Annotated in this window: 20 protein-coding genes; 3 read left to right on the forward strand and 17 right to left on the reverse strand. The window is 49.9% G+C overall.

Features of this window, described 5'->3' with window-relative positions:
* Nucleotides 1-69: 69 nt before the first annotated feature.
* The 14 genes from FN124_RS14215 to FN124_RS14280 all read right to left on the reverse strand — a co-directional run bounded on the left by FN124_RS14215 (nucleotide 70) and on the right by FN124_RS14280 (nucleotide 17100).
* Nucleotides 70-2697 (reverse strand): DUF4132 domain-containing protein, encoded by a 2628-nt coding sequence (locus tag FN124_RS14215; protein WP_142685363.1) that lies wholly within the window; start codon nucleotides 2695-2697, stop codon nucleotides 70-72.
* Between the two features lie 20 nt (nucleotides 2698-2717).
* On the reverse strand, nucleotides 2718-3857 hold the full coding sequence (locus tag FN124_RS14220; RefSeq protein WP_142685364.1) for a VWA domain-containing protein: 1140 nt from the start codon (nucleotides 3855-3857) through the stop codon (nucleotides 2718-2720).
* Nucleotides 3847-6234 (reverse strand): DUF5682 family protein, encoded by a 2388-nt coding sequence (locus FN124_RS31155; RefSeq protein ID WP_221887775.1) that lies wholly within the window; start codon nucleotides 6232-6234, stop codon nucleotides 3847-3849. Before FN124_RS31155 ends, FN124_RS14220 begins: the two co-directional genes overlap by 11 nt.
* Nucleotides 6235-6566: 332 nt before the next feature.
* Entirely contained in the window at nucleotides 6567-7646 is a 1080-nt protein-coding gene (locus FN124_RS14230) for an ATP-binding protein (RefSeq protein WP_142685365.1), read from the reverse strand.
* A gap of 24 nt (nucleotides 7647-7670) precedes the next feature.
* Nucleotides 7671-9125, reverse strand: a complete 1455-nt coding sequence (locus FN124_RS14235; RefSeq protein ID WP_142685366.1) for a DUF5691 domain-containing protein — start codon at nucleotides 9123-9125, stop codon at nucleotides 7671-7673.
* Nucleotides 9125-10438: an SWIM zinc finger family protein gene (locus FN124_RS14240; RefSeq protein WP_142685367.1), complete on the reverse strand. Its 1314-nt coding sequence runs from the start codon at nucleotides 10436-10438 to the stop codon at nucleotides 9125-9127. Before FN124_RS14240 ends, FN124_RS14235 begins: the two co-directional genes overlap by 1 nt.
* 114 nt (nucleotides 10439-10552) lie before the next feature.
* Nucleotides 10553-10864, reverse strand: a complete 312-nt coding sequence (locus FN124_RS14245; RefSeq protein WP_079467727.1) for a DUF59 domain-containing protein — start codon at nucleotides 10862-10864, stop codon at nucleotides 10553-10555.
* A complete protein-coding gene (locus tag FN124_RS14250; protein ID WP_142685368.1) occupies nucleotides 10861-11289 on the reverse strand; it encodes a SufE family protein in 429 nt (142 codons plus the stop codon). Before FN124_RS14250 ends, FN124_RS14245 begins: the two co-directional genes overlap by 4 nt.
* A gap of 10 nt (nucleotides 11290-11299) precedes the next feature.
* On the reverse strand, nucleotides 11300-12547 hold the full coding sequence (locus FN124_RS14255) for an aminotransferase class V-fold PLP-dependent enzyme (protein ID WP_142685369.1): 1248 nt from the start codon (nucleotides 12545-12547) through the stop codon (nucleotides 11300-11302).
* A 7-nt stretch (nucleotides 12548-12554) separates the two neighbouring features.
* A complete protein-coding gene (gene sufD, locus FN124_RS14260) occupies nucleotides 12555-13874 on the reverse strand; it encodes a Fe-S cluster assembly protein SufD (RefSeq protein ID WP_142685370.1) in 1320 nt (439 codons plus the stop codon).
* Between the two features lie 8 nt (nucleotides 13875-13882).
* Nucleotides 13883-14647 carry a Fe-S cluster assembly ATPase SufC gene (gene sufC / locus FN124_RS14265; protein ID WP_142685371.1) on the reverse strand — a complete coding sequence of 255 codons (765 nt, stop codon included), beginning with the start codon at nucleotides 14645-14647 and terminating at the stop codon, nucleotides 13883-13885.
* Nucleotides 14648-14690: 43 nt separating this feature from the next.
* Nucleotides 14691-16136 carry a Fe-S cluster assembly protein SufB gene (gene sufB / locus FN124_RS14270; RefSeq protein WP_142685372.1) on the reverse strand — a complete coding sequence of 482 codons (1446 nt, stop codon included), beginning with the start codon at nucleotides 16134-16136 and terminating at the stop codon, nucleotides 14691-14693.
* A gap of 13 nt (nucleotides 16137-16149) precedes the next feature.
* Nucleotides 16150-16476, reverse strand: a complete 327-nt coding sequence (locus FN124_RS14275; protein WP_142685373.1) for a HesB/IscA family protein — start codon at nucleotides 16474-16476, stop codon at nucleotides 16150-16152.
* Between the two features lie 54 nt (nucleotides 16477-16530).
* The gene (locus FN124_RS14280; protein WP_142685374.1) at nucleotides 16531-17100 is read right to left on the reverse strand and encodes an NADPH-dependent FMN reductase; all 570 of its coding nucleotides are present in this window, start codon (nucleotides 17098-17100) and stop codon (nucleotides 16531-16533) included.
* Nucleotides 17101-17238: 138 nt separating this feature from the next.
* Between FN124_RS14280 and FN124_RS14285 the strand changes: the two genes are divergently transcribed.
* Complete coding sequence (locus FN124_RS14285; protein ID WP_142685375.1) at nucleotides 17239-17889, forward strand: helix-turn-helix transcriptional regulator; 651 nt, start codon at nucleotides 17239-17241, stop codon at nucleotides 17887-17889.
* A gap of 17 nt (nucleotides 17890-17906) precedes the next feature.
* On the opposite strand, the gene FN124_RS14290 is transcribed toward FN124_RS14285, so the two are convergent.
* The 3 genes from FN124_RS14290 to FN124_RS14300 are packed head-to-tail and all read right to left on the reverse strand — an operon-like array spanning nucleotide 17907 to nucleotide 19442.
* Nucleotides 17907-18323 (reverse strand): EamA family transporter, encoded by a 417-nt coding sequence (locus FN124_RS14290; protein WP_142685376.1) that lies wholly within the window; start codon nucleotides 18321-18323, stop codon nucleotides 17907-17909.
* A 57-nt stretch (nucleotides 18324-18380) separates the two neighbouring features.
* Nucleotides 18381-18875 (reverse strand): GNAT family N-acetyltransferase, encoded by a 495-nt coding sequence (locus tag FN124_RS14295; RefSeq protein ID WP_142685377.1) that lies wholly within the window; start codon nucleotides 18873-18875, stop codon nucleotides 18381-18383.
* A gap of 12 nt (nucleotides 18876-18887) precedes the next feature.
* Complete coding sequence (locus FN124_RS14300) at nucleotides 18888-19442, reverse strand: GNAT family N-acetyltransferase (RefSeq protein WP_142685378.1); 555 nt, start codon at nucleotides 19440-19442, stop codon at nucleotides 18888-18890.
* A gap of 143 nt (nucleotides 19443-19585) precedes the next feature.
* Between FN124_RS14300 and FN124_RS14305 the strand changes: the two genes are divergently transcribed.
* Nucleotides 19586-20266 carry a response regulator transcription factor gene (locus FN124_RS14305; RefSeq protein WP_142685379.1) on the forward strand — a complete coding sequence of 227 codons (681 nt, stop codon included), beginning with the start codon at nucleotides 19586-19588 and terminating at the stop codon, nucleotides 20264-20266.
* Nucleotides 20267-20269: 3 nt separating this feature from the next.
* Complete coding sequence (locus tag FN124_RS14310; RefSeq protein WP_142685380.1) at nucleotides 20270-21640, forward strand: sensor histidine kinase; 1371 nt, start codon at nucleotides 20270-20272, stop codon at nucleotides 21638-21640.
* Nucleotides 21641-21675 lie beyond the last annotated feature (35 nt).

Consider the following 21675-nt stretch of genomic DNA (forward strand, 5'->3'; position numbering starts at 1 on the left):
TTGCGCCCAGGCGAAGTGCCTGGTGAACTGCTGCAGCTGTTTTGCAGGGCCGGGCGCGCCTTGCCCCGGCTAACCTTCCTGTTCCATAAACCCGCTTGGCAAACCATTTTCCATAGAAGCATCACCATAATCGTATTCTACATCTGCATAATTCTGCGACAGGGTAATGGGTCTTTCCAGTTGCGGGAAAACCGGTACTATGCGCAGTTCAGCGAATTTATTTTTCCATTGCTGCAGGGTAGCCGCATCGAGGTGGGCCGGGTGCAGGAGGGTGATGTAGGCGTTTTCCGGGAAAACAACCGCATCGTTTGCCAGTGTTTTAGGCATGGCCTGGCCCTCGCAGTAAAATGTGCTGATCAGCTGATCTGCTTCATTGAACAATGCCCAGGCCAGCCGGTTGGCAAAAACAGACATCACAGGGTTTTGACGGAATACTGTCTGCCATTTTGCAACGCTCCATCTCCGTTGTTCTTCCAGGAACTGCTCCAGTCGCTGTGTTTGCAGCCGGATGGTATCTGCCATTTCTTTCGAAAGCGCTTTAAAAGCGTTCCGGGTTTCCCGGGACGTGGCCACGGGAATAGCTTTCAGGCGACGGCCTTTATCGTTGAGATAGGCAGGTTTAAAATTATTATCCAGGAATGCTCGGTAAGTTTCGCCCTTTACTTCAAAGAACCTGTACAGCCCCTTAAAGCCGAATTCCGGCACCAGCGAGTCTACCAGTTCGTGCAGGGTAATGCCTCTTTCCGCAGCGGTTTGTTCCAATGCCCTCATTGCTGCCGCGCCTACCACGCCTTTGCGGAAGCGGTATCTGCGCGAGAAGAACTCCACTGCGCGCAGCGCTTTGTTGCTGCCATGCAGGGCCAGTGCGCCAACGCCATGTTCCGCCATTTTCAGGCGTTTGGTGGTGATCCACAACTGTATGTCTTCGCGTAATGTTTCAGCCAGTTCATCATCTCCCAGAAGGGCAGTGAGGGTCATGAGGTATTTCAGCTTCAGATCGCCGCCCTGGTCGGCATAGGCCTTATAGAGCGCCCGTGCAAAGTCGCCGCTGCGTGTGCGGTCGATCAAACGCAGCAGGGGAATGGCTTCCACATCGGGGCGCACTTCCGTTACGCGCGACATGCGGTAGATGAGAAAGCGCATCATATCAGTAGTGAGCACGGTACCGTCCAGCAGGTAAAGCGGAGGCAGGGCTTTATCATCCAGCCATTTTTCTGCGGGTTTGGAAAGCTTATGTCTTTTCTTGGCAAAGGTCACCAGCTTGGTTACCAGTACCAGGTCGTCGGTATCGGTGAGGGTATGGCCTCCCAGCGTTTCCAGCATCAGGTCACGGGCGTCGTCATTTACTTCTATGTGGAGTGCGTGCTGCAGCAGTTCCCGTGCATGGGCGTCGTCCAGTTTACAGAGGATCTGTACGGCAGTCAGGCGCTGGTCTGCCTTTTTGTGGCCCAGCAGTTCTGCAGCCCTTTCCAGTGCCTGCGGATGTTCTGCCAGGATAACGGCAACGAGCGTACGAACGGATTTCAGTTTATGTAAGGTGTAAGGCCAGAGCTGATCGATGTACAATGCTTTATCCAGCTGGGAAAGCACGGGAAGCACCATTCTCGCATCGTAATCGTTTTCCAGCGCCTGCAGCAGCATGGGAGCGGCCAGCCCGTTCAGCTCATCAGCCAGTACCTGGAAGGCTTCCGGGTGGAAGTAACGTTTTTGTGCAAGGAGGTCACCGAGATAAGGAACCGCTGCCGGGCGATCGAGATGCAGTACGCTGCGTACCGCCAGCACACCGGGAGGTACGTTGCCGGGAGGTACGTTGCCCGCTACCTGTGAGCAGGCTGATTCCGGCGCCCTGGTTCCGGCATCCGGCCAGGCAAGGAAATCGTAGGCTGCTTTCAGCAGCCGTTGGTTATATTTTTCCGGGAGATGACCAGCGAGGAGAGAATAGCCGCTGAGCGCTGCCGCATAATCGGGCAATGCCGCCAGCTGTGTGGTGGTTTTCTCTACCAGCGGTTCATATTTATCAGTGTTATTCTGTAATAATACACGGGAAACCGCCTGCTGATCGGGGATATAATCCGGCAGCAACAGTATATTTTCCAGGTACTCCATTTCCCGTTCCGGGTGCCCTTTTACGAGTAAGCGGAAGAAGAGGGAGTTCCATCCTTTTTTACGCCAGGTGTTTACATAAGCGTCTACCACGTTGGGCTCGGCGCTTTTGATCAGGTCTTGCAGGAATTTACGTACAGGCGTGAACTTTAGTGGCGAGAGGTCGAAGTTGTTGCCGTCCCTGGAATGGCTGATCATGAGGGAGCCTATCTCTTCCGGTGTGCAACCCCGTTGCTGCAGGTAGCTGGTAAAGTAGCTGAACCGCAGTACAATGGAAGAAGAGGTGCCGGGTTTATCCATCATGGGAAGGATGGCCGACAGGAAGGCTTCCCTGCACTCGTTCCATGCAAGCGGGGATGCTATCAGCTTTAATACCAGCCGGTCGTTATCGTCCCAGAGCTCGGGAATTTGCAGCAGGGGAATGAAATGCCCCATTTGCCGGGCGGTTTCAGCGGTGTTAAATACCGGTGTTTCATAGGTATGCCCTGTAAGGAAATCTACTCCGGACTGTATAGCGCCTGCAATGTTTTCATAGTCATCCAGTTGTTTCAGTTTTTCAACAAGCGATAGTATAGTTTCCTTTTTGTATGGCATAAGGTATAGATAGATTCAGTTTATTTTTTCAACACAATATCTTCTTTTGCGGCCCATTGTGCAACATCCTGTTTGCTCAATGCGCAGGCCATCATTTCCGGGAACTTATCCGGGGAGCAGGCAAAAACCGGTATTCCCAGGTTTGCCAGGAACTGCGCATTTTCGTGATCGTAGCTGGGAGCGCCTTCATCATTCAATGCCAGCAGTACGATTACCTGCACGCCCGATGCCGCGAGCTCAGTAAAGCGTTTCCTCATATTTTTCTCATCTCCCCCTTCAAAAAGATCAGTGATCAGAACAAGCACTGTGTCTGCCGGCCGGGTGATAATTTGTGCGCAGTACTTCAATGCAGCGTGGATATCAGTGCCACCGCCCAGTTGCACGCCGAAAAGAAGTTCCACCGGGTCCTGCAGTTCTTCTGTAAGATCTGCTACGGCGGTATCAAACACCACCATCTGTGTTTTCAGGGCCGGGATGGAAGCCATTACGGCACCAAAGATACCAGAATAAACGACAGACGTACCCATTGAGCCACTTTGATCCAGGCATAATACTACTTCCTTGAGTGCCGACCGTTTACGGCCATACCCGATCAGCGTTTCCGGGATGATGGTTTTATAATCCGGTTGATAATGTTGCAGGTTTTTCTGAATAGTAAGGGGCCAGTTCACCTCGTTATGCCTGGGCCGGCGGTTGCGTGCGCTGCGGTTCAGGCTGCCGGTGATGGCTTGTTGCGTAGGCTGCGCCAGTTTCTTCATCAGCTCGTCCACCACTTTTTTTACTACCTGGCGGGCAGTGTCTTTGGTTTTCTCCGGGATCACCCGGCTCAGAGTCATGAGGGTGGCTACCATATGCACATCGGGTTCCACGTTTTCCAGCATCTCTTTTTCAAAAAGCATCTGGGTGAGGTTCAGGCGTTTGAGGGCGTCCTGTTGCATCACCTGCACCACAGAGGCAGGAAAATAACTTCTGATATCGCCCAGCCAGCGGCTTACATTCGGGGAGGATGGTCCTAATCCTCCCTGCCTGGTGCTGTCGTACAGGGCTTCCAGTGTTTTATCCAGTTGCAGGTCCGTTTTATTCAACGAAAAGGAGGTACCATCGTTCTGGGCTCCTCCCAGTACGAGCCGCCATCTGCGAACCTGTTCATCATGCTCCATCCGGTAATAGTTTAGCGTCTTTAAATCCCAGCAGCTGCATCACTACCGGGATGCCACGGGCGCCCCGCTCATGATCAATATCCGCTGTGGTAGCTGCTTTTATGCTGGTTCCATTCCCGCCATGCTTCACTTTGTCGCCCAGTTTTTTCCGTTCCGGGGCAGTAAAGTTAGAAAAGGTGCGGCGTAATAACGGCAATACCTGTATGAAAATATCATTTTCCAGTTGGGAAACCCAATTATGCACCATAGTCCATAGCTCTTCATCGAGCAACAGGAGGGTACCGCTGCCTTTGAGAAACCCTTCCAGCCAGGCGGCGGCCAGCGAGGGCGGGTTGGCTACGGACATGGCTACACTGAAAGCTCTTACCAGTGTTTCACCAGCCATAATTTTGCTGTCGAACAGAAGGCGGGTAGCATAGCCGGCTATCATCGGGGCCGATTGCGGGTTGCCGGAGATCACCGTCAGTGTTTCGTGCCAGGAGGTGGTAAGTGCATTGTGCTGTACCAGGTTGATGGCATCGTTCATGGCAAAGAAGAGGTCCAGCAGCGGGAGGGCGGCATCATCGGCTACAGCAGTGCAGGCAGCCGGTAAGCTGATGCAGATGCGGCTTATCATGCTTTCAGTGATGCTGCTAACCAGGGCTGCATCTGTTTTGCGCACGTTGCCATACCTGCTGATGCTCACCAGGGAAGGAATTACTTCCATCAGCTGGAGCACATCGCCGGAAGCTGCAGCGAGGTTACTGATGCGATGGATCAGCACTTCTACAACGGCGGGCAGTTCCGCCGGGATGGCCGATTCCAGCATTTTGCATACCTGTTGCAGGGTGCCGGTATTATTGGCGGCGCTGGTTACAAAGCTGGTGGCAGCTTCTGCTACCGTGTTTCCCCAGCTGCCTTTTTCAATGATGTCAATAGAAAAGGCGGGATCCCATTGGAGTCGCCACTGTTCTTTAAAGGTGCCTTTGCCGGATACTTCGTACCGTTTCCCCCAGTATATTTCCAGCAGTTGCAGCCGGTGAAGAAAAATGCTCCTCTCCAGGTCTGTATCTTTCCGGAGATCGACGGTATAGTCTTTATAGTCTGCCGTTTGGGGCAGTCTCAGTTTTTTCTGTTGCCGGGTAATGTCCGACTGCAGCGGTGGTGTGGGTACTTCCACAGGTACTTTCCCGATGCGGTTACGTACAATCAGCTCGTCGCGGATCAGCTGCATGAGAATACTTTCCCCGTTGCAAAGTACGCTGAGTGTGGCCTCGTTCAGCTCTTCCAGTCCCGGCCGGGGATAATGACGGAGAGCGGCGAGCGCATTGGCCAGTCGTACGGCTTCCATTACATGTGCCACGGAGGTGTCTTGCTGCTGTTCCCGGAAAAGTTTTGCCACCAGCGCCATCCAGCGGGTGCCATCATCAGCAGGGTGCTCCCATATGTGCTCGTACCATCCCGGCGAGGGGATGCCGGCGCCGTAGCCGCTTTCATAACTGAGGCGGCTATACGTCCAGGGGATCCAGGTACATTCTACCTTTGTTTTAGGGAGCCCTTTCAGCAGTTCGTTATCGTCTTTTTGTTTAGGCGTGGTTTGCAATGCGGGTGCATGCCAGGCACCGCATATCACGGCAATACGCTGGAACATTTCCTTTTCCGCCTGGCGGATACATTTGCGCATCCAGGCTTCGCGGAGGGCTTCTTTATGATCGTAGCGACGGGGCAGTTCTTCCCGGAGCGCCTGCATGGCATCGTGCACGGCTTCAAATACCTGTTCCTGCCCAAGGCGGTATTCAAACATATGTTCCCACCATCGCTCGCCATCGTCATAGCCGGCGGCATGGGCCAGGTGGGCTACCGGGTCCTGTGGTGAGGGAGGGAGGAATTCCATTTCCAGTTCTGCAGCGGTGAATTCTTCTGTGGAGGAATTGCGTAATGAGCCGGCGTTTTCAGGCAACGGTATCCCGGTTGATGAAGAGTTCAGTTCGGAAGGAGGAATTCCTTCACCAGGCCCAGGATGTTCCGGTGTATTTTCTTTCTGGCCCTGTGCCGCTCTTTTCGCCGCTGCTTCATTTTCCATACTGAATACATGCGCCAGCGGAAGATCCATGAATCGCGCGTGGATGCGGTGGTTTTTAGCATATAACATCGCCTGCCATTCCGGTGAGAAGACAGCAAAGGGATAGAAGCAGGCTTTCTGCGGGCTGTCGGGCTGGTAGGCCAGGATGGCTACCGGTGGCTGCAGCTCTTCATGACCAGCCCATTGCAGCAAGGCATCCGCTTCCGGTGGTCCTTCAATCAGCACAATATCCGGTTGCAGCTCTTCCAGGAAAGCTTTTACATTCCTGGCGGAGCCAGGGCCGTGGTGCCGGATACCTAATATATGTACAGACATGCGTCGATCATTATTTATATAAGAATGAGATGCCGGTGGTTTGACATCATCCTAAAATATATTGAAAGTAATTTTTGAACAACTTTAATGTAATATGTACAGTATGATGATTTTATGAAATTATTATTAAAGCAAAACATTAAGCGTTTACCTGGCTTTTTCGCAGCTGAGATCAGCTGGTTTTGCCATGTTCATATAGTAACGGAAGTGAAATGAAACCTGCCTGGCTGCTAATTAACACCAGCGCAAAAAGTAAATCTGATTCGCTTAGCGCATGCCTAGCACCTGCACAAAAGGTGAACTTGATCCGCTGATATCATGCCCGACACCCTCTACGTCAGATCACGACAGGCACGGTATACATCTTTCCATTCCTCTCTTGTTTTCACCACTGTTTCCAGGTACTCCTGCCAAACCAGTTTATCCTGTACCGGGTCTTTCACTACCGCGCCGATGATACCGGCGGCAAGGTCGGCCGCGTTGAGGGTACCATCGCCAAAATAGGCTGCGAGGGTCAGCCCATTATTTACGACAGAAATGGCCTCCGCGGTGCTGAGCGTACCACCGGGCGATTTCAGTTTTGTTTTACCATCGAGGGTAACGCCGTTACGAAGCTCGCGGAAGATAGTAACAATACGGCGGATTTCCTCCAGCGCAGGTTTTTCTGCCGGCAGGTCCATTGTCTTTTCGAAGCTCTCCACCCGTCTTCTTACAATATCAATTTCTTCCTCCATAGAATCCGGAACCGGCAAGATAACGGTATTGAAACGGCGTTTCAGTGCGCTTGACAGCTCATTCACTCCTTTATCGCGGTTGTTGGCCGTAGCAATGAGGTTGAATCCTTTACTGGCCTGTACTTCCGTATTCAGTTCGGGTATAGGCAGCGTTTTTTCAGACAGGATGGTGATAAGGGTATCCTGCACATCGGCGCCTATACGGGTGAGCTCTTCGATGCGGGCAATTTTGCCGTCCTTCATGGCGCGCATTACCGGGGTTTCCACCAGCGCATTGGGAGAAGGCCCTTCCGCCAGCAGGCGGGCATAGTTCCATCCATAACGCACGCTTTCTTCACTGGTGCCGGCAGTACCCTGTATGATGAGGGTGGAGTCGCCACTAATGGCAGCTGCGAGGTGCTCGCTCACCCAGCTCTTCGCGGTACCGGGTAAGCCATACAGCAGCAGGGCCCTGTCGGTAGCCAGAGTGGCCACAGCTATTTCCATGAGACGTTTGCTGCCAATATATTTAGGGGCCACTTCAAAGCCGTTCTTCAGCTTACCGCCGATGAGGTAAGTAACCACCGATTGTGGCGACAATAGCCAGTTGTACGGGCGCTTGCCTGTATCGTCCTTTTTCAGTTCTTCCAGTTCCTGTGCATACAGCTGCTCGGCGTGATAACGTAAAATGTCTGACATGGTATGTTGATTAATATGTTTGGATTAAAGTGATTGTACCTGGCTTTTGGCCTGCAGCAGCCGGCCCAGGTGAACTTTTATATTATTCCAGTATCCTGTATGATAGGCTTCCACCGGCGTAATACTATCCAGGGTAGCGGCAATACTCACAGGGATGAGCCGGATATGATTGTTCATGAACTGTTGATTATAGGTGTACGGCTGTGTGGCCGCATATTTAAATATCCGGGTACACAGCTGGAGGCTCCATTCCTCCTGGTGTTTGCAGGCATATTCAATAATAGCGTCGGGGTGCTCATCAAAGAACTTTTCGCCGAACTCCTGTTGCTGTGCTGCCGGCAGCAGGGGAATGATATCTATATAAAATGTTTCACTGTGCTGCATAAACGAAAGTGCGCGCTCTTTGTCTTCAAACCAGGCGATGGCCAGCACCAGCGCCGGGATAAAGGGCTTTAATGATTCCTGCTGCTGAAAGAGTGCAATGACCCTTTCCGTATCCCTGTGGAAATGCCCTTCCCAGCGGGAAGGGTGCACACTGCTGATCAGCTGGTACAGAACATGCGTATCGTCTGTAACGGTTTTATCGCTGCTGAACCTTTCGATGCCGCTCTGGAAGATACTCTCATCGGTTATTTCCGGAAGCGCCACAGTTACCTGTCCGTATTTATCCAGTTGAATGGCGCCAGCTATGATCTGCCAGTATTTTTCATGGAGGGAGGAGCCGGGCAGTTTTTTCAGGATGCGGGTAGCGGTTTCTTTTACCTGTTTACTTTTTTCCGTGAGAAGGGATTCCAGCCAGGGGATATCTGCCGGATCTGCGGGATGTTCCAATACGGAGAGCAGTTCTGTTTTTACTGTGACGCTTTCCCTGGGCCACGATTGTTCCAGCCAGGTGCGGGCCATCACGGGATCCGCGACGCGCAGTTCTTTCAGGGCTTCCACCCGTTGCGCGGTGGCGCCGTTCTGCCATCTGTCTTCAATGGTGTATGCCACGCGGGAAAAATTCCAGTCGGGGTTAAAGTGACCAAGCCATGCTGCCCGTTGCCCACCCGTGGCGGCAACCAGTGCGCGTAGTGATTTATTTCTCCATCCCTTGTCGAGTATCACGGGTAGCTGGGCCGGGGGCACCAGTACATTGGCTTTTACGCAGTATTCCAGCCAGAGCTGAAGCAGTTGTATGCTTTCCGTTTCCAGCACCTGGTGCAGTACACGGATGGCGGCGGGTTTGCAGTAGGCTTTTGTTTCAGGCGGGCAAACCTTCATTGGCGCAACATTGGCAGTGATGGGCTGTGTACCGCTTTGCCGGTAATTATACAGCACTGCTGCCAGTTGCAGGAACTTATCTTCTTTATCAGTATCGGCTTGTGCCAGTATGGTATCTGCCGCCTGTAACAGTGGGCCGCTCATACCGGCGCTGCCAGCCGGTTTTTTAGCGGTGCCGAGAAGGGCGGTATTTATAAGTTGATTCCAGTGCTCCATTATAATATTTTGTATTCCTGTTCATGCCAAACGCCAATGGGCTCGTATAGGGTTTCTTTTCCTGTAACTGCCATGTGCAGGGGGCTTCCGCCGCTCAGCGCCAGCAGTTTCCAGATATGCTGGAATGTTTTTTTCACTGGCATCAGTTGCTGCCGGCTGTCCTGCAGCCACCATTGTTCAGCATGCCAAATGGGGGTGAGGTCTGCAATCGTATATACCTGGTCGTTATAAACGGGAAGTACTTCACTGATGTTGGTTTGTGCCGATACCACTTCCTGCCACCCGGCATATCCGCTGAAAGAATGATTGGGCGGCACAGTCACCTGTTGTTTGATGAGTGCGCGGAGCGGCGCTGCGGACGGATAAAATACCAGTTCCGCATTAATGGCGCTGCCGGGAGTGAGGGCATTGCTGATGGTGCTTTGTCCGCGTACATAAAACTGCAGGATGAGCGCGGGCCGCTTGGTATGCACGCCGTGCAGCCAGTAGCGTTCTACCACGAGGCGGTCTTCCTCTGTAGTTTGTTTTCCCAGTACCTGCCAGGTATCGGCGACACCGGTTTGTTCTTTCAGTTCTTCCTGCGAGGTGGAAAAGCCGGTGAGGGTACGTATATCCTGTTGCAATGCAGGGGGCAGTGCTGAAAGGTGCTGGTAGCCCTGTATTACAAGGTAAATACGTACCAGCTGATTCATGAATGCCGATTGCCAGCCTTCATGAAAGTAGCTGATGTCTGCCAGTTCCCGCATCATACCGGCAAGCCCGGGGGCCTGTGCGTCTATCATGCGGCGGATCATATTTTCAAAGAAGGAGGGGTCCTTTTCAGGCAGGTCCATAATACCGTTGCGTACCAGGTCTTTCATCCAGCGGAGCAGTTCTGCCGTGCCATCGCTTACCTTTTGCATGCGCGCCTGCTGCCGTTTGGCCTGTGCGCCCGTATCCGGCTGCTTCTCCGCAGCAGTGGCGGTAGTATTTTTCTTTTCCTCCTTTTCAGCGCGTTTGGAGAGCCATTCGCTCACCCAGGAGGGAGGTGTTGTTTCCGTGAAGGAAGCCGGTTGCCTTGAATAGAGCAGCAATAAGCCCAGCCCGTGTTTGCAGGGAAACTTACGGCTGGGGCAACTGCATTTGAATGCCATATTGCCGGTATCTATCTGTGTCTGGTATGGTTTGCTGCCACTGCCCTGACACTCGCCCCATAACGCTGATTCGCTGACGCCTTTGCTCACCCATTTAGCCGGGTTGGCCAGATCCTTCCCGGATTTACGGGAAGATTCATCAGGCGCCATCGCAAGCACTTGTTCGTCGGATAGGTTCAATGGATTAACGATTTAAAGCGCAAAGTAAATAATTCCATAAAATAAAAAACCAAATATCAGACAACACTACGCAGTGTATCTGATATCTGGTTTTATTATTTAAATATTGTTATGTTATAGGAAGCCGAGTTCCAGTTTAGCTTCTTCGCTCATCATATCTTTTGTCCATGGTGGATCAAAGGTAAGGTGAACATCTACATCGGAAACGCCTTCTATATTCCTGATCTTTTCATCTACTTCCCGGATAATATCACCGGCTACAGGGCAACCAGGGGCGGTAAGGGTCATGTCGATACCGATCCTGTTATTTTCCTTGATCTTTACTTCGTATACCAGTCCAAGTTCCCATATGTTCACCGGGATTTCCGGGTCAAATACGGTTTTGAGCTGTGCTTCTATCTGTTCTCTTAATGTTGCTTCACTCATTGCTGGTTAATTTTAGCCTGGTAGGCGATAGCATACAGTTTCATTTGTTTAAGCATACTCAGCAACCCGTTGGAGCGGGTGGGAGAGAGATGGCTGCTCAGGCCGATGGCATCTATAAAATAAATTTCAGCTGTAGCAATTTCCTGTGGCGTATGACCGGAAAGTACATATATCATCAGGCTTACGAGGCCTTTGGTGATCACAGCGTCGCTGTCTGCAGTAAAAAACAGTTTCCCGTCTTTCAGTTCTGTGTGCAGCCACACGCGCGACTGGCAGCCTTTGATGAGATTGTCCGGTGTTTTATATTCTTCTGAGATGAGTGGTAATTCTTTACCCAGCTGGATGATATATTCGTATTTATCTTCCCAGCTGCCCATCACCGAAAAATCGGATATTATTTCTTCCTGTATTTCCTGGATCGTCATATTCACCTGTTTACAAAAGCATGGCGGCGGCTCTTTTGATGCCGGCTACCAGTTTGTCTATTTCTTCTTTGGTATTATAGAAAGAAAGGGAAGCGCGCACGGTGCCGGGGATCTTAAAGATATCCATCAGCGGTTCGGTGCAATGGTGCCCTGTTCTTACTGCGATGCCTTGCTGGTCCAGCAGTTCACCCATATCAAACGGGTGGATGTTGTGTACCAGGAAGGAGATGGCGCCGCTTCTTTCTGCCGCGTCGCCGATAAAGCGGATCCCATCGATCTTACGCAATTCCTGCATGGCATATTCCATCAGCTCTTCTTCCCATTGCTGGATTTTAGAGATACCGGTTTGCTGCAGGTATTCGATAGCGGTGCCCAGTGCAATGCCACCGGCAATGTTGGGAGTACCTGCTTCAAATTTATACGGCAGTTCGTTGTAGGTCGTTTTTTCGAAAGTAACGGTTTTGATCATATCTCCGCCGCCCTGGTAGGGAGGCAGTTTATCGAGCCAGGCCTTTTTACCATAGAGCACGCCGGTACCGGTAGGACCATAAATTTTATGGCCGGAGAAGGCCAGGAAATCTACATCCAGCGCCTGTACATCGATGCTGATATGCTGGATAGCCTGTGCAGCATCGAGCAGTACCGGGATATTGCGTGCATGCGCCAGTGTTATGATATCCTGTACCGGGTTAATGGTTCCCATGGTATTGGAAACATATGTAACGGCTACTATTTTCACGGAGTCGTCCAGCAGGGCTTTGTAAGCATCCATGAGGAGTTCGCCGCGATCGTTGATAGGAATTACTTTCAGTTTGGCGCCGGTTTCTTCGCAGGCAATTTGCCAGGGCACTATATTACTATGGTGCTCCATGGCGGAAATGATCACGCTGTCGCCTTCCTTGAGGAAACGGCGGCTGAAGGTATTGGCCACCAGGTTGATGCCGGCGGTGGTGCCTGCAGTGAAGATCACTTCATGGGGATCGGCGGCATTGATATAGCCTGCAATGGTGATGCGGGCTTTTTCGTATGCGTTGGTAGCTACCTGGCTCAGGTGATGTACACCCCGGTGCACATTGCTGTTATATTCTTCGTAATAGCGGGCTTCCGCGTTTATTACGACCTGTGGTTTCTGCGTGGTAGCCCCGTTATCGAAGTATACCAGCGGTTTACCATGTACCTGTTGCTGCAGGATAGGAAAATCCTTTCTGATCTGCTTTACATCCAGGCCTTCGGTGACTATGTTAGCAATATGTTCCATCGTTAATTTAGTTATTCATGATCTCCGCAATCTGCGTCTGTAGGAAATGTTGCAGGGCAGGCACCTTCACAGCATCTGTGATATCGTGGGAGAAGGCGTTTACCATCAGTGCTTTTGCCGCATCTTCACCAATACCGCGAGAGCGGAGGTAGAACATGGACTCCTCGCTGAACTGACCGGCAGTAAAACCGTGGCTGCACTTTACATCGTCGGCATAAATTTCCAGCTGTGGCTGGGAGTTGATGTCCGCTTTGGTACCGAGCAGGAGGTTATTGTTCTGCTGGAAAGCATTTGTTTTCTGTGCTTCCTGGTGTACAAGGATCTTGCCGGTAAATACGCCGTTGGCGTTATCGAGCAGTACGCCTTTGTACAGTTCGTTGCTGTTGCAATCGGGCATGATGTGATCCATAAAGGTATGGTTATCTACATGCTGGTGTTTGCTGGCAATATAGAGGCCGTTCAGGTTAGTTTCGGTATGACTGCCATTAAGCGCCACGCTCAGGTTATTACGGGTGAACGGGGTACCGGGCAGGGTGAAATTAAAATGATGGTAACGGCTGTCTTTATGTTGTTGTGCAGCGGTGGTATGTACTTCACGGAAGCTTTCGGCGCCCTGTTGTACATTATAGTGCCACAGTTCTGCGTTTTCCATTACCACGGTTTCCAGTACGCTGTTCGCAAATGCGATGGTATTGGTTTCCGGGTGTATGGAAGTTTCGATAATGGTAGCGGCAGCGTTCCTGTTCAGTACCCACAGGTGGCGGGGCTGAATGAACGCATGCGCTGTACAGGAGTAAACGTGTACTACATGTATGGGTTTATCAATCACGGTGTTGGCTGCCAGTTCAATATACAGGCCATCTGCAAAGAGGGCAGTATTCAGTTGCGCCATTGATTCGGCTGCCAGGTGCTGCTGTTCGTTGAAATAAGCAGCGAAACCGGGTGCGGTAGTGTGGGCGCTCATTGCGCCAACAGTGATGCCTTTACCTTGCGGCAGTGTAGATTGTTCTGCCTGGAGATGGCCGTTTACCAGCACAATGCGGTAGCAGTCCAGTTCAGGAATGGCAGTACTGTTCACCACATCTTCCGGTACACAGGAAGCGGTAGAGAGCAGTTCATATGGAAACTCTTTCAGGTAGCGCTGAATATTCGTGTAGCGCCATGCTTCCGTTTTCAACGTAGGAAGGCCTATCGTTGAAAAACGCTCAAGCGCTTTGCGGCGGACATCCTGCAATGTATCTGTAGCGAGGGAGGGAACCTGCGCCGACAGTGCATTTACATCTTCAGTTAACGCCTGGTAAAATGGCAATATCATATCGCTTGTCATAGTTCTTTTTATACAGATTCTTTCAAATGTAATTCCTCTTTCAGCCAGTCGTATCCTCTTTCTTCAAGTTCCAGTGCCAGCTCTTTGGTACCGGTTTTAATGATACGGCCATTGTATAATACATGTACAAAGTCAGGTATGATATACTCAAGCAGGCGTTGATAGTGGGTAATTACTACGAAGGATTTTTCTGCATCGCGTAATTTGTTCACTCCATTGGAAACAATACGCAGTGCATCGATATCCAGTCCGGAATCTGTTTCATCCAGTATAGCCAGCTGAGGGTCCAGCATCGCCAGTTGGAAAATTTCGTTACGTTTCTTTTCTCCGCCGCTGAATCCTTCGTTGAGGGAACGGTTCATCAGGTTGGAGTGGAAGTCCACCAGCTGTTGTTTTTCTTTGGTCAGCTTCAGGAACTCCCTTGCTTCGAGGGCGGGAAGGCCTTTGTACGCCCTGATTTCATTCAGTGCTGTTTTGAGGAAGTTGAGATTAGAAACACCTGGTATTTCAACAGGGTATTGAAAAGCGAGGAAAACACCTTCACGGGCGCGGTCTTCCGGAGCCATATCCAGCAGATTTTTGCCATTGAACCAAACTTCTCCTTCGGTAACCGTGTAGTTATCACGTCCGGCGAGAACAGAAGCCAGTGAGCTTTTACCGGAACCGTTGGGCCCCATGATAGCATGCATTTCTCCTTTGTTTATTTCGAGATTAATGCCTTTCAGAATTTTTTTCCCTTCTACTTCTGCGTGCAGATTTTTGATCGTCAGCATGATTGTTTTATTTCGTTCTGTATGTATTAAGTTGGATAATGAATTATCCAACACTTCCTTCAAGTGTAATAGATAATAATTTTTGTGCTTCCACTGCAAATTCCATTGGCAGCTGGTTCAGTACTTCCTTCACATAACCGTTTACGATGAGGGCAACTGCTTTTTCGCTGTCGATGCCCCGCTGGTTCAGGTAGAAGATCTGGTCTTCCCCGATCTTCGAAGTGGTGGCTTCGTGTTCGATCATGGCCGTTTTGTTCCTTGATTCGATGTATGGGAAGGTGTGTGAACCGCATTGGTTACCGATGAGCAGGGAGTCGCACTGGGTAAAGTTACGTGCATTGTCTGCCCGGGGCCCTACGGCTACCAGTCCGCGGTAGCTGTTATCACCCCGGCCGGCGGAAATACCTTTGGAGATGATACGGCTTTTGGTGCCTTTACCGATGTGGTGGATCTTGGTACCGGTATCAGCGATCTGTTTGTTGCGGACTACTGCTACGGAATAGAATTCCCCTTCTGAGTGATCGCCCTGCAGGATTACGCTGGGGTATTTCCAGGTAATAGCGGAGCCGGTTTCCACCTGTGTCCAGGAGATCTTGCTGGCAGTGCCTTTGCAGATACCTCTTTTGGTAACGAAGTTATAGATACCGCCTTTACCGTCTTTATCGCCGGGATACCAGTTTTGTACGGTAGAGTATTTTATTTCAGCCTGTTCCAGGGCTATCAGTTCCACTACTGCCGCATGCAGCTGATTTTCATCGCGCATGGGGGCGGTGCAGCCTTCGAGGTAGCTTACGTAACTGTTATCGTCGGCAATGATCAGGGTACGTTCAAACTGGCCGGTGTTCTGGGCATTGATACGGAAGTAAGTGCTCAGTTCCATCGGGCAGCGTACACCTTTGGGAATGTAAACGAAAGAGCCATCGGAAAATACGGCGGCGTTGAGCGCAGCGAAGATATTATCTGTGTGAGGTACTACGCTGCCCAGGTATTTCTTTACCAGGTCAGGATGTTCCTGCACGGCTTCACCGAAGGAGCAGAAGATCACGCCCATTTCTTTCAGTTTGCCTTTGAAAGTGGTGGCTACAGACACGCTGTCGAAAACGGCATCCACGGCTACGCCGGTAAGTGCTTTCTGTTCATTGAGGGGAATACCCAGTTTTTCGAAAGTAGCCAGCAGTTCCGGATCTACTTCGTCCAGGCTGTTGAGCTGTTTTTTCTTACGTGGCGCTGCATAGTAAGAAAGTGCCTGGAGGTCCAGCTCCGGCATTTCAAAATGCTGCCATTTGGGAAATTCCATTTTCTTAAATGCGGCAAATCCTTTCAGGCGCCATTCCAGTAGCCATTCGGGTTCATTCTTCTTCGCCGAAATAAAACGGATGATATCTTCATTCAGCCCCGGGGGAGCTATATCCATTTCAATATCGGTGCTAAAGCCAAACTCGTATTCCTTATTGGCTATATCATCAATTATTTCGTTACTGTTGATCATACAAGTTTAATATTTAAACCGCAAAGCTCTCGCCGCAGCTACAGGTTCTGGTTGCATTTGGATTGTTAAAGTAGAGGCCTTTTCCGTTAAGTCCGTCTGAATAGTCCAGCTCCGTACCATACAGGTAAAGGAGACTTTTCATCTGTACCACTACTTTTACGCCTTTATCTTCAAAAACCTGGTCGCCTTCTTCTTCGGTTGCTTCAAATTTCAACACATATTCAAGACCTGAGCATCCACCACCTTTTACGCCTACACGTACAAAGGTGCCTGGCGCATGATGTTCTTTTTCCATCAGCGCTTTGATATATTCTCCTGCTTTTTCTGAAACGGTTATCATACTCAGAATTTGTTTTTATTAGCTATTTACCGGTTTCCCGGCCTTCCTTATCTTTTATCCTTCAATACCAGCTACTACATGCGATTTGGCCGCACACAGCAACTGTACCATCATATCCAGTTTATTTTTATAGAACTCGGTGATCCCGCGGGTTGCCGGGTCATACAGGTTGTCTTTCAAAATCGGCAGGGAGTATGGCAACACCCACGCTCTCAACGCCTTAGCCACTGCATCCATTGCGTTTATACCCTGCATGGCCTGGGTGCCGTCTGCCCAGGACAGCAAAGCTACAACCTTTCCGGTTAAATAAGGACGCTGGTTCTTGCTTGTCATTTCCAGCCAGTCCAGGCAATTTTTCATGGCGCCCGTCATGCTGCCATGATATAATGGAGTCATCCAGATATGCAGGTCAGCCTTGCAAAAGGCTTTACACATGGCATCTACCGCTGGTGGCTTCAATCCTGCTTCTGCCTGGGAGAAAAATGGGATCTGGGTGTTACCAAGACTAAAGATCTCTGGGGAAAATCCGTTCTCTTTCAACCTTTCCGTCAGGTATGCCGCCAACTGGTTGGAAGTGGCATAAGGACGGTCATCTATTGCACCATTAAATATCAGGACGTTCATTAATATTTAACATTTAGAGATTAAAATGATTATGAGATTAAATTTTGATGAAGGATCTCATAAACTCACCAAAATCCCAAAATCTTTTTTTTAGCTTTCACAAAAATACCGATATTTGAGAATAAAACAAGTAAGAACTTGGAAAATTATCCAATACGAACCAAGAATGCTGCCGACCGGTTTTTGACCTTGCTCAAGACCCGGGGGCCCCTGCCTGCAGCAGAACTGGCCAATGAATTGGGTATTACCGGAGAGGGCGCCCGTCTTCAACTGCTAAAGCTGGCAGAAGAGGGACTGGTGCAGTCGGAAAGTGCTTCCAAAGGCGTAGGACGCCCTGTTTTAATATGGAGCCTTACCCCGCTGGGTAATGCCCGCTTCCCGGATACCCATACCGAACTCACCCTTCAGATCATTCAAACCATTAAGAATGTATTAGGTAAGGAAGCGCTCGATAACGTGGTAAACGCCAGGGAAAAAAGCCAGCTCGAGAAATACAGTAGCGCCCTCGAAGGCGTTAACGGCCTGGAAAACCGGCTCACTTCGTTTGCTGCCATCCGTTCCGGCGAAGGCTACCTCGCCGAATGGAAAAAAGAAGGCGATACCTATTACTTTATAGAAAATCACTGTCCCATTTGCTGTGCCGCCACAGAATGCGACAATATCTGCACTTCAGAGATGCGGACCTTTGTCAGCATACTCGGCGAAAAAATGAATGTATCCCGTATGGAGCATATCATCAATGGCGCCCGCCGTTGCGTGTATAAAATTGAAGCTGCGGATGTTGTCTGACTCAGACAACATCCGCGTTATTTTAAGATGAGCACCAGTGTGCCCGCAATAATAAGCCCAGCACCAATGGCTGTTTTCAGCGTGATGGCTTCGTGCAGGAAAATGGCTGATAATACAATAGTGAGCGCTACACTGAGTTTATCCACCGGGGCTACCTGCGACACCTGCCCGGCCTGGAGCGCCTTAAAATAAAAAAGCCAGGAGCAGCCGGTGGCAATACCAGATAATATAAGGAATAACAGCCCGTGCTTTGAAACGGTGCCCACACTTTTATATTCCCCTCCCGCAAACACAATGGCCCAGGCCAGCACCAGTATCACGAGCGTTCTGATAGCTGTGGCCAGGTTGGAAGGAATATCCGCTACCCCGATCTTGGCAAGGATAGCAGTTAAAGCCGCAAAGAAAGCGGACAGCAAAGCATAAATCCACCACATATTTTCCTGGTTTAGGTCCGAAGTTATTTCTCAAAACTGTAGAAATATTGTAGTGCCTCAGATCTTTCTTCCTAAAATTTTCAAACTTCTTTCCACACCATCCAGCACCGCTATTTCCGGCAGGTGCGCCCATTCTTCAAAGCCCATCTTCATAAACAGTTTCAGACTGGGGACGTTGTGCGCAAAGATGAAACCCAGCAATGTTTGTACACCAAATTCGGGTCCTATGCTAATGGCATATTGCAGTATTTCCTTTCCAAACCCTTTGCCCCTGGCACTTTCATCGAGATAGATACTTATTTCTACGGTGCCGTTGTAGGCAGGGCGGCCGTAAAAAGACTGGAAGCTCATCCATCCCACATTGCTGCCGTTAGTGTCAATCATCCACAGGGGGCGACGGATACTGTCGTGCGCATGAAACCAGGCCAGGCGGCTTTCAACGGTTACCGGTGAGGTATCGGCAGTCACCATCCTGCTGGCAATGGTAGTGTTATAAATTTCAACGATCCTTGGCAGGTCGGCTTCCGTAGCATGCCGGAATTGTAAGCTCATAGTATATAATAATTAAAAGATGGATTCACGTGTGTGCTCGCTCCTTAAAAGACTGTAAAGCTCCGCGTTTACAAATTTTCCTTTCTCAAAAAAGGCATGCCTCAGAAAACCTTCGTAACGGAATCCGAGCCTGGTCAGCAGCTTGGACGACGCGATGTTTTCGGGATCCACAAAAGCTTCTATGCGGTTAAACTGCAGCTCTTCATAGCCATAGGTGAGCATAACGCTTACCGCCTCTTTCATAATGCCCTTTCCCCAGTAGAAGGGCCGCAGGTCGTAACCAATCTCGGCTTTGAAATGTGTTTTACTGATCTTATGATACCCGCAGGTACCTATCAATTCATCCCTCCCGGCCAGTGTAATGGCCCATCGCATGCCTTCTTCCTTTTCCAGGCTCTGGTGAAAGAACTGAATGATCTGGGTGGCTTCACTGATATTGGTGAAGGAATCAATATCCATATATTTTGTGACCGCATCATCCGAGAAGTGGCTGAACAGTGCGGCAGTGTCTTTGTCTTCTATAGGTCGCAACACCAGGTCGCCGGTACTTAAAACAGGTAAATGCATGATCTGGTTGCCGGTTTAGATGAACGCAAAGCTAACAGATATTGATAAATTGTCCATGGGAACATTGATTTTAATCCCGCTTTAATGCCCGCCCGGGTAAACAATCCTACTTTTGCAGGGGTTATTGCTTATAATTTTTTGATATGAAAATACTGGTTATAGAAGATGAAGTTAAAGTGGGGGCTTTTATTAAAAGGGGGCTGGAAGAGCATCACCACCAGGTGGATGTGTATACAGATGGCATTGGGGGTCAGCAGGCAGCCCTGGAGCAGGACTACGACCTGATTTTACTGGACCTGATGTTGCCGGGCATCAACGGTACTACCGTTTGCAGGAACCTGCGCGCACTGGATATTGCTGTGCCTATATTAATGCTTACTGCGCTGAATGCTACGCAGGATATTGTAGAAGGGCTGAATGCCGGCGCGGATGATTACCTGGCCAAGCCTTTTCATTTCTCTGAGCTGATAGCCCGTATCAATGCGTTGTCGAGGAGGAAAAGCCATTTCCACCAGGAACAGGCGGTGCTTACCTTTGCAGATCTGCAGCTGAATACCCACACTAAAACTGCCAGCCGAGAAGGACAGGAAATTGTGCTCACTGCAAAAGAGTACGCACTGTTGGAATTGTTGCTCCGCAATACCGGTAAGGTGCTTTCCCGGGCGCTTATTTCTGAAGCCGTATGGGGGCTGGAGTTCGACACAGGTACCAACACTATTGATGTATACGTTAATTATCTCCGGAATAAAATAGAAAAGGGCTTTACCGGCGAAAAGCTGATCCATACGGTAGTAGGGATGGGTTATGTGATGAAACAGAAATAGCTTATGAAGATCCGTCACCGGTTATCACTGCAGTTTACGCTGATCTCAGGCATTATCCTCACCGTTGTTTTCGTACTGATATACCTGTTATCCGCCCAATATATCCAGAACAGTTTTTATAAACTGTTGCAGATGCGTGCGCTGGTAACTGCGCAGGTATACCTTGAAAAAGATGAGCTCACAAAAAAGAAATTCCTGGAGATTGAAAAGAGCTACCGGGAACGCATACCCGATGAATCCAGTAATATTTATGATCAGCATAACCAGGGTGTATTTATTGAAAAAACGAGATACAACTGGCCGGTATCCCTGTTGGAAACCATCCGTCATAAAGAAGTGTACCGGTTCCGTTTCCGGGAAGAATCGGGGTTGGGCATTTATTATCCCGATAACCAGGGCGATTTTGTAGTGATTGTTACCGCGCGTAATACGGCAGGCGTCCAGCAACTGCAATATCTTTTATGGATACTCATCGTCATGTTCTTTGCGGCGCTGCTCATCATTTTCCTGATGGGGCAATGGTATGCCAGCAGGGCGCTGGAGCCTATTAAGAACATTAACCGGCAGGTACAGAAGATCCGCTCCAATAACCTGCATATGCGTGTACAGCAGGGATTGAATAAAGATGAAATAGATGAACTGGCCACTAATTTTAATGGCCTGCTGCAACACCTGGAACAGGCCTTTGATATGCAGCGCTCATTCGTATCCAATGCATCCCATGAGTTGCGTACGCCTTTAACTACTATTATCGGGGAGATAGAAGTAACGCTTCAGAACAGCCGCAGCCGGGAAGAGTATGTGCAAACGCTGGGTACTTTACTGGGCGAATCTGAAAAGCTTAAGATCATCATCGATGGCTTGCTGCAGCTTACCAGGGTGGATGCTAACCTTACGGAAGCCAACAGTGAATTGATCCGGCTGGACGAACTACTATGGGAGCTGTCGGAATACTGGCGCCATAAAACACCCGCATTGCAGTTGCATGTACAGCTCAGCGGCCTGCCGGAAGATGCTTCCCTTCTGTGTATCCGGGGCAACCGTTCCCTGCTGGCGCTGGCGTTACAGAATATTCTCCGGAATGCGTTTAAATTTTCGTATAACCATGACGTTAGTTGCCTGCTTTCTTACAGCAGCAGCGGCCTTAGCCTGTCTGTAAGCGACAAGGGTATTGGCATTGAGGCGGCAGACACAGAAAAGATATTTATGCCGTTGTACCGGGCGGATAATGCGCATACTTTCGACGGGTATGGCATCGGTTTATCGATGACTCAAAAGATCCTGCATCTGCATAAAGCCACTATCACCGTAAGCAGTGTAATAGGCCAGGGCACTACGTTTAATATATTCTTTACGCCTGCCGGTAAATTCTAATCCGGTTTTAACTTTATTCTAATAAGCTGCTAATA

The sequence above is a fragment of the Chitinophaga polysaccharea genome, from assembly GCF_902150045.1.
Lineage (GTDB): Bacteria > Bacteroidota > Bacteroidia > Chitinophagales > Chitinophagaceae > Chitinophaga > Chitinophaga polysaccharea_A.

What these genes read in the sequence shown, in the direction of transcription:
- FN124_RS31155 (WP_221887775.1), bottom strand. Translation starts at nt 6,234, where the DNA reads ATGTCTGTACATATATTAGGTATCCGGCACCACGGCCCTGGCTCCGCC.
- FN124_RS14235 (WP_142685366.1), bottom strand. Translation starts at nt 9,125, where the DNA reads ATGGAGCACTGGAATCAACTTATAAATACCGCCCTTCTCGGCACCGCT.
- sufB (WP_142685372.1), bottom strand. Translation starts at nt 16,136, where the DNA reads ATGATCAACAGTAACGAAATAATTGATGATATAGCCAATAAGGAATAC.
- FN124_RS14220 (WP_142685364.1), bottom strand. Translation starts at nt 3,857, where the DNA reads ATGGAGCATGATGAACAGGTTCGCAGATGGCGGCTCGTACTGGGAGGA.
- sufC (WP_142685371.1), bottom strand. Translation starts at nt 14,647, where the DNA reads ATGCTGACGATCAAAAATCTGCACGCAGAAGTAGAAGGGAAAAAAATT.
- FN124_RS14280 (WP_142685374.1), bottom strand. Translation starts at nt 17,100, where the DNA reads ATGAACGTCCTGATATTTAATGGTGCAATAGATGACCGTCCTTATGCC.
- FN124_RS14305 (WP_142685379.1), top strand. Translation starts at nt 19,586, where the DNA reads ATGAAAATACTGGTTATAGAAGATGAAGTTAAAGTGGGGGCTTTTATT.
- FN124_RS14245 (WP_079467727.1), bottom strand. Translation starts at nt 10,864, where the DNA reads ATGAGTGAAGCAACATTAAGAGAACAGATAGAAGCACAGCTCAAAACC.
- FN124_RS14255 (WP_142685369.1), bottom strand. Translation starts at nt 12,547, where the DNA reads ATGGAACATATTGCTAACATAGTCACCGAAGGCCTGGATGTAAAGCAG.
- FN124_RS14275 (WP_142685373.1), bottom strand. Translation starts at nt 16,476, where the DNA reads ATGATAACCGTTTCAGAAAAAGCAGGAGAATATATCAAAGCGCTGATG.
- FN124_RS14295 (WP_142685377.1), bottom strand. Translation starts at nt 18,875, where the DNA reads ATGAGCTTACAATTCCGGCATGCTACGGAAGCCGACCTGCCAAGGATC.
- FN124_RS14230 (WP_142685365.1), bottom strand. Translation starts at nt 7,646, where the DNA reads ATGTCAGACATTTTACGTTATCACGCCGAGCAGCTGTATGCACAGGAA.
- FN124_RS14310 (WP_142685380.1), top strand. Translation starts at nt 20,270, where the DNA reads ATGAAGATCCGTCACCGGTTATCACTGCAGTTTACGCTGATCTCAGGC.
- FN124_RS14215 (WP_142685363.1), bottom strand. Translation starts at nt 2,697, where the DNA reads ATGCCATACAAAAAGGAAACTATACTATCGCTTGTTGAAAAACTGAAA.
- FN124_RS14300 (WP_142685378.1), bottom strand. Translation starts at nt 19,442, where the DNA reads ATGCATTTACCTGTTTTAAGTACCGGCGACCTGGTGTTGCGACCTATA.
- sufD (WP_142685370.1), bottom strand. Translation starts at nt 13,874, where the DNA reads ATGACAAGCGATATGATATTGCCATTTTACCAGGCGTTAACTGAAGAT.
- FN124_RS14250 (WP_142685368.1), bottom strand. Translation starts at nt 11,289, where the DNA reads ATGACGATCCAGGAAATACAGGAAGAAATAATATCCGATTTTTCGGTG.
- FN124_RS14290 (WP_142685376.1), bottom strand. Translation starts at nt 18,323, where the DNA reads ATGTGGTGGATTTATGCTTTGCTGTCCGCTTTCTTTGCGGCTTTAACT.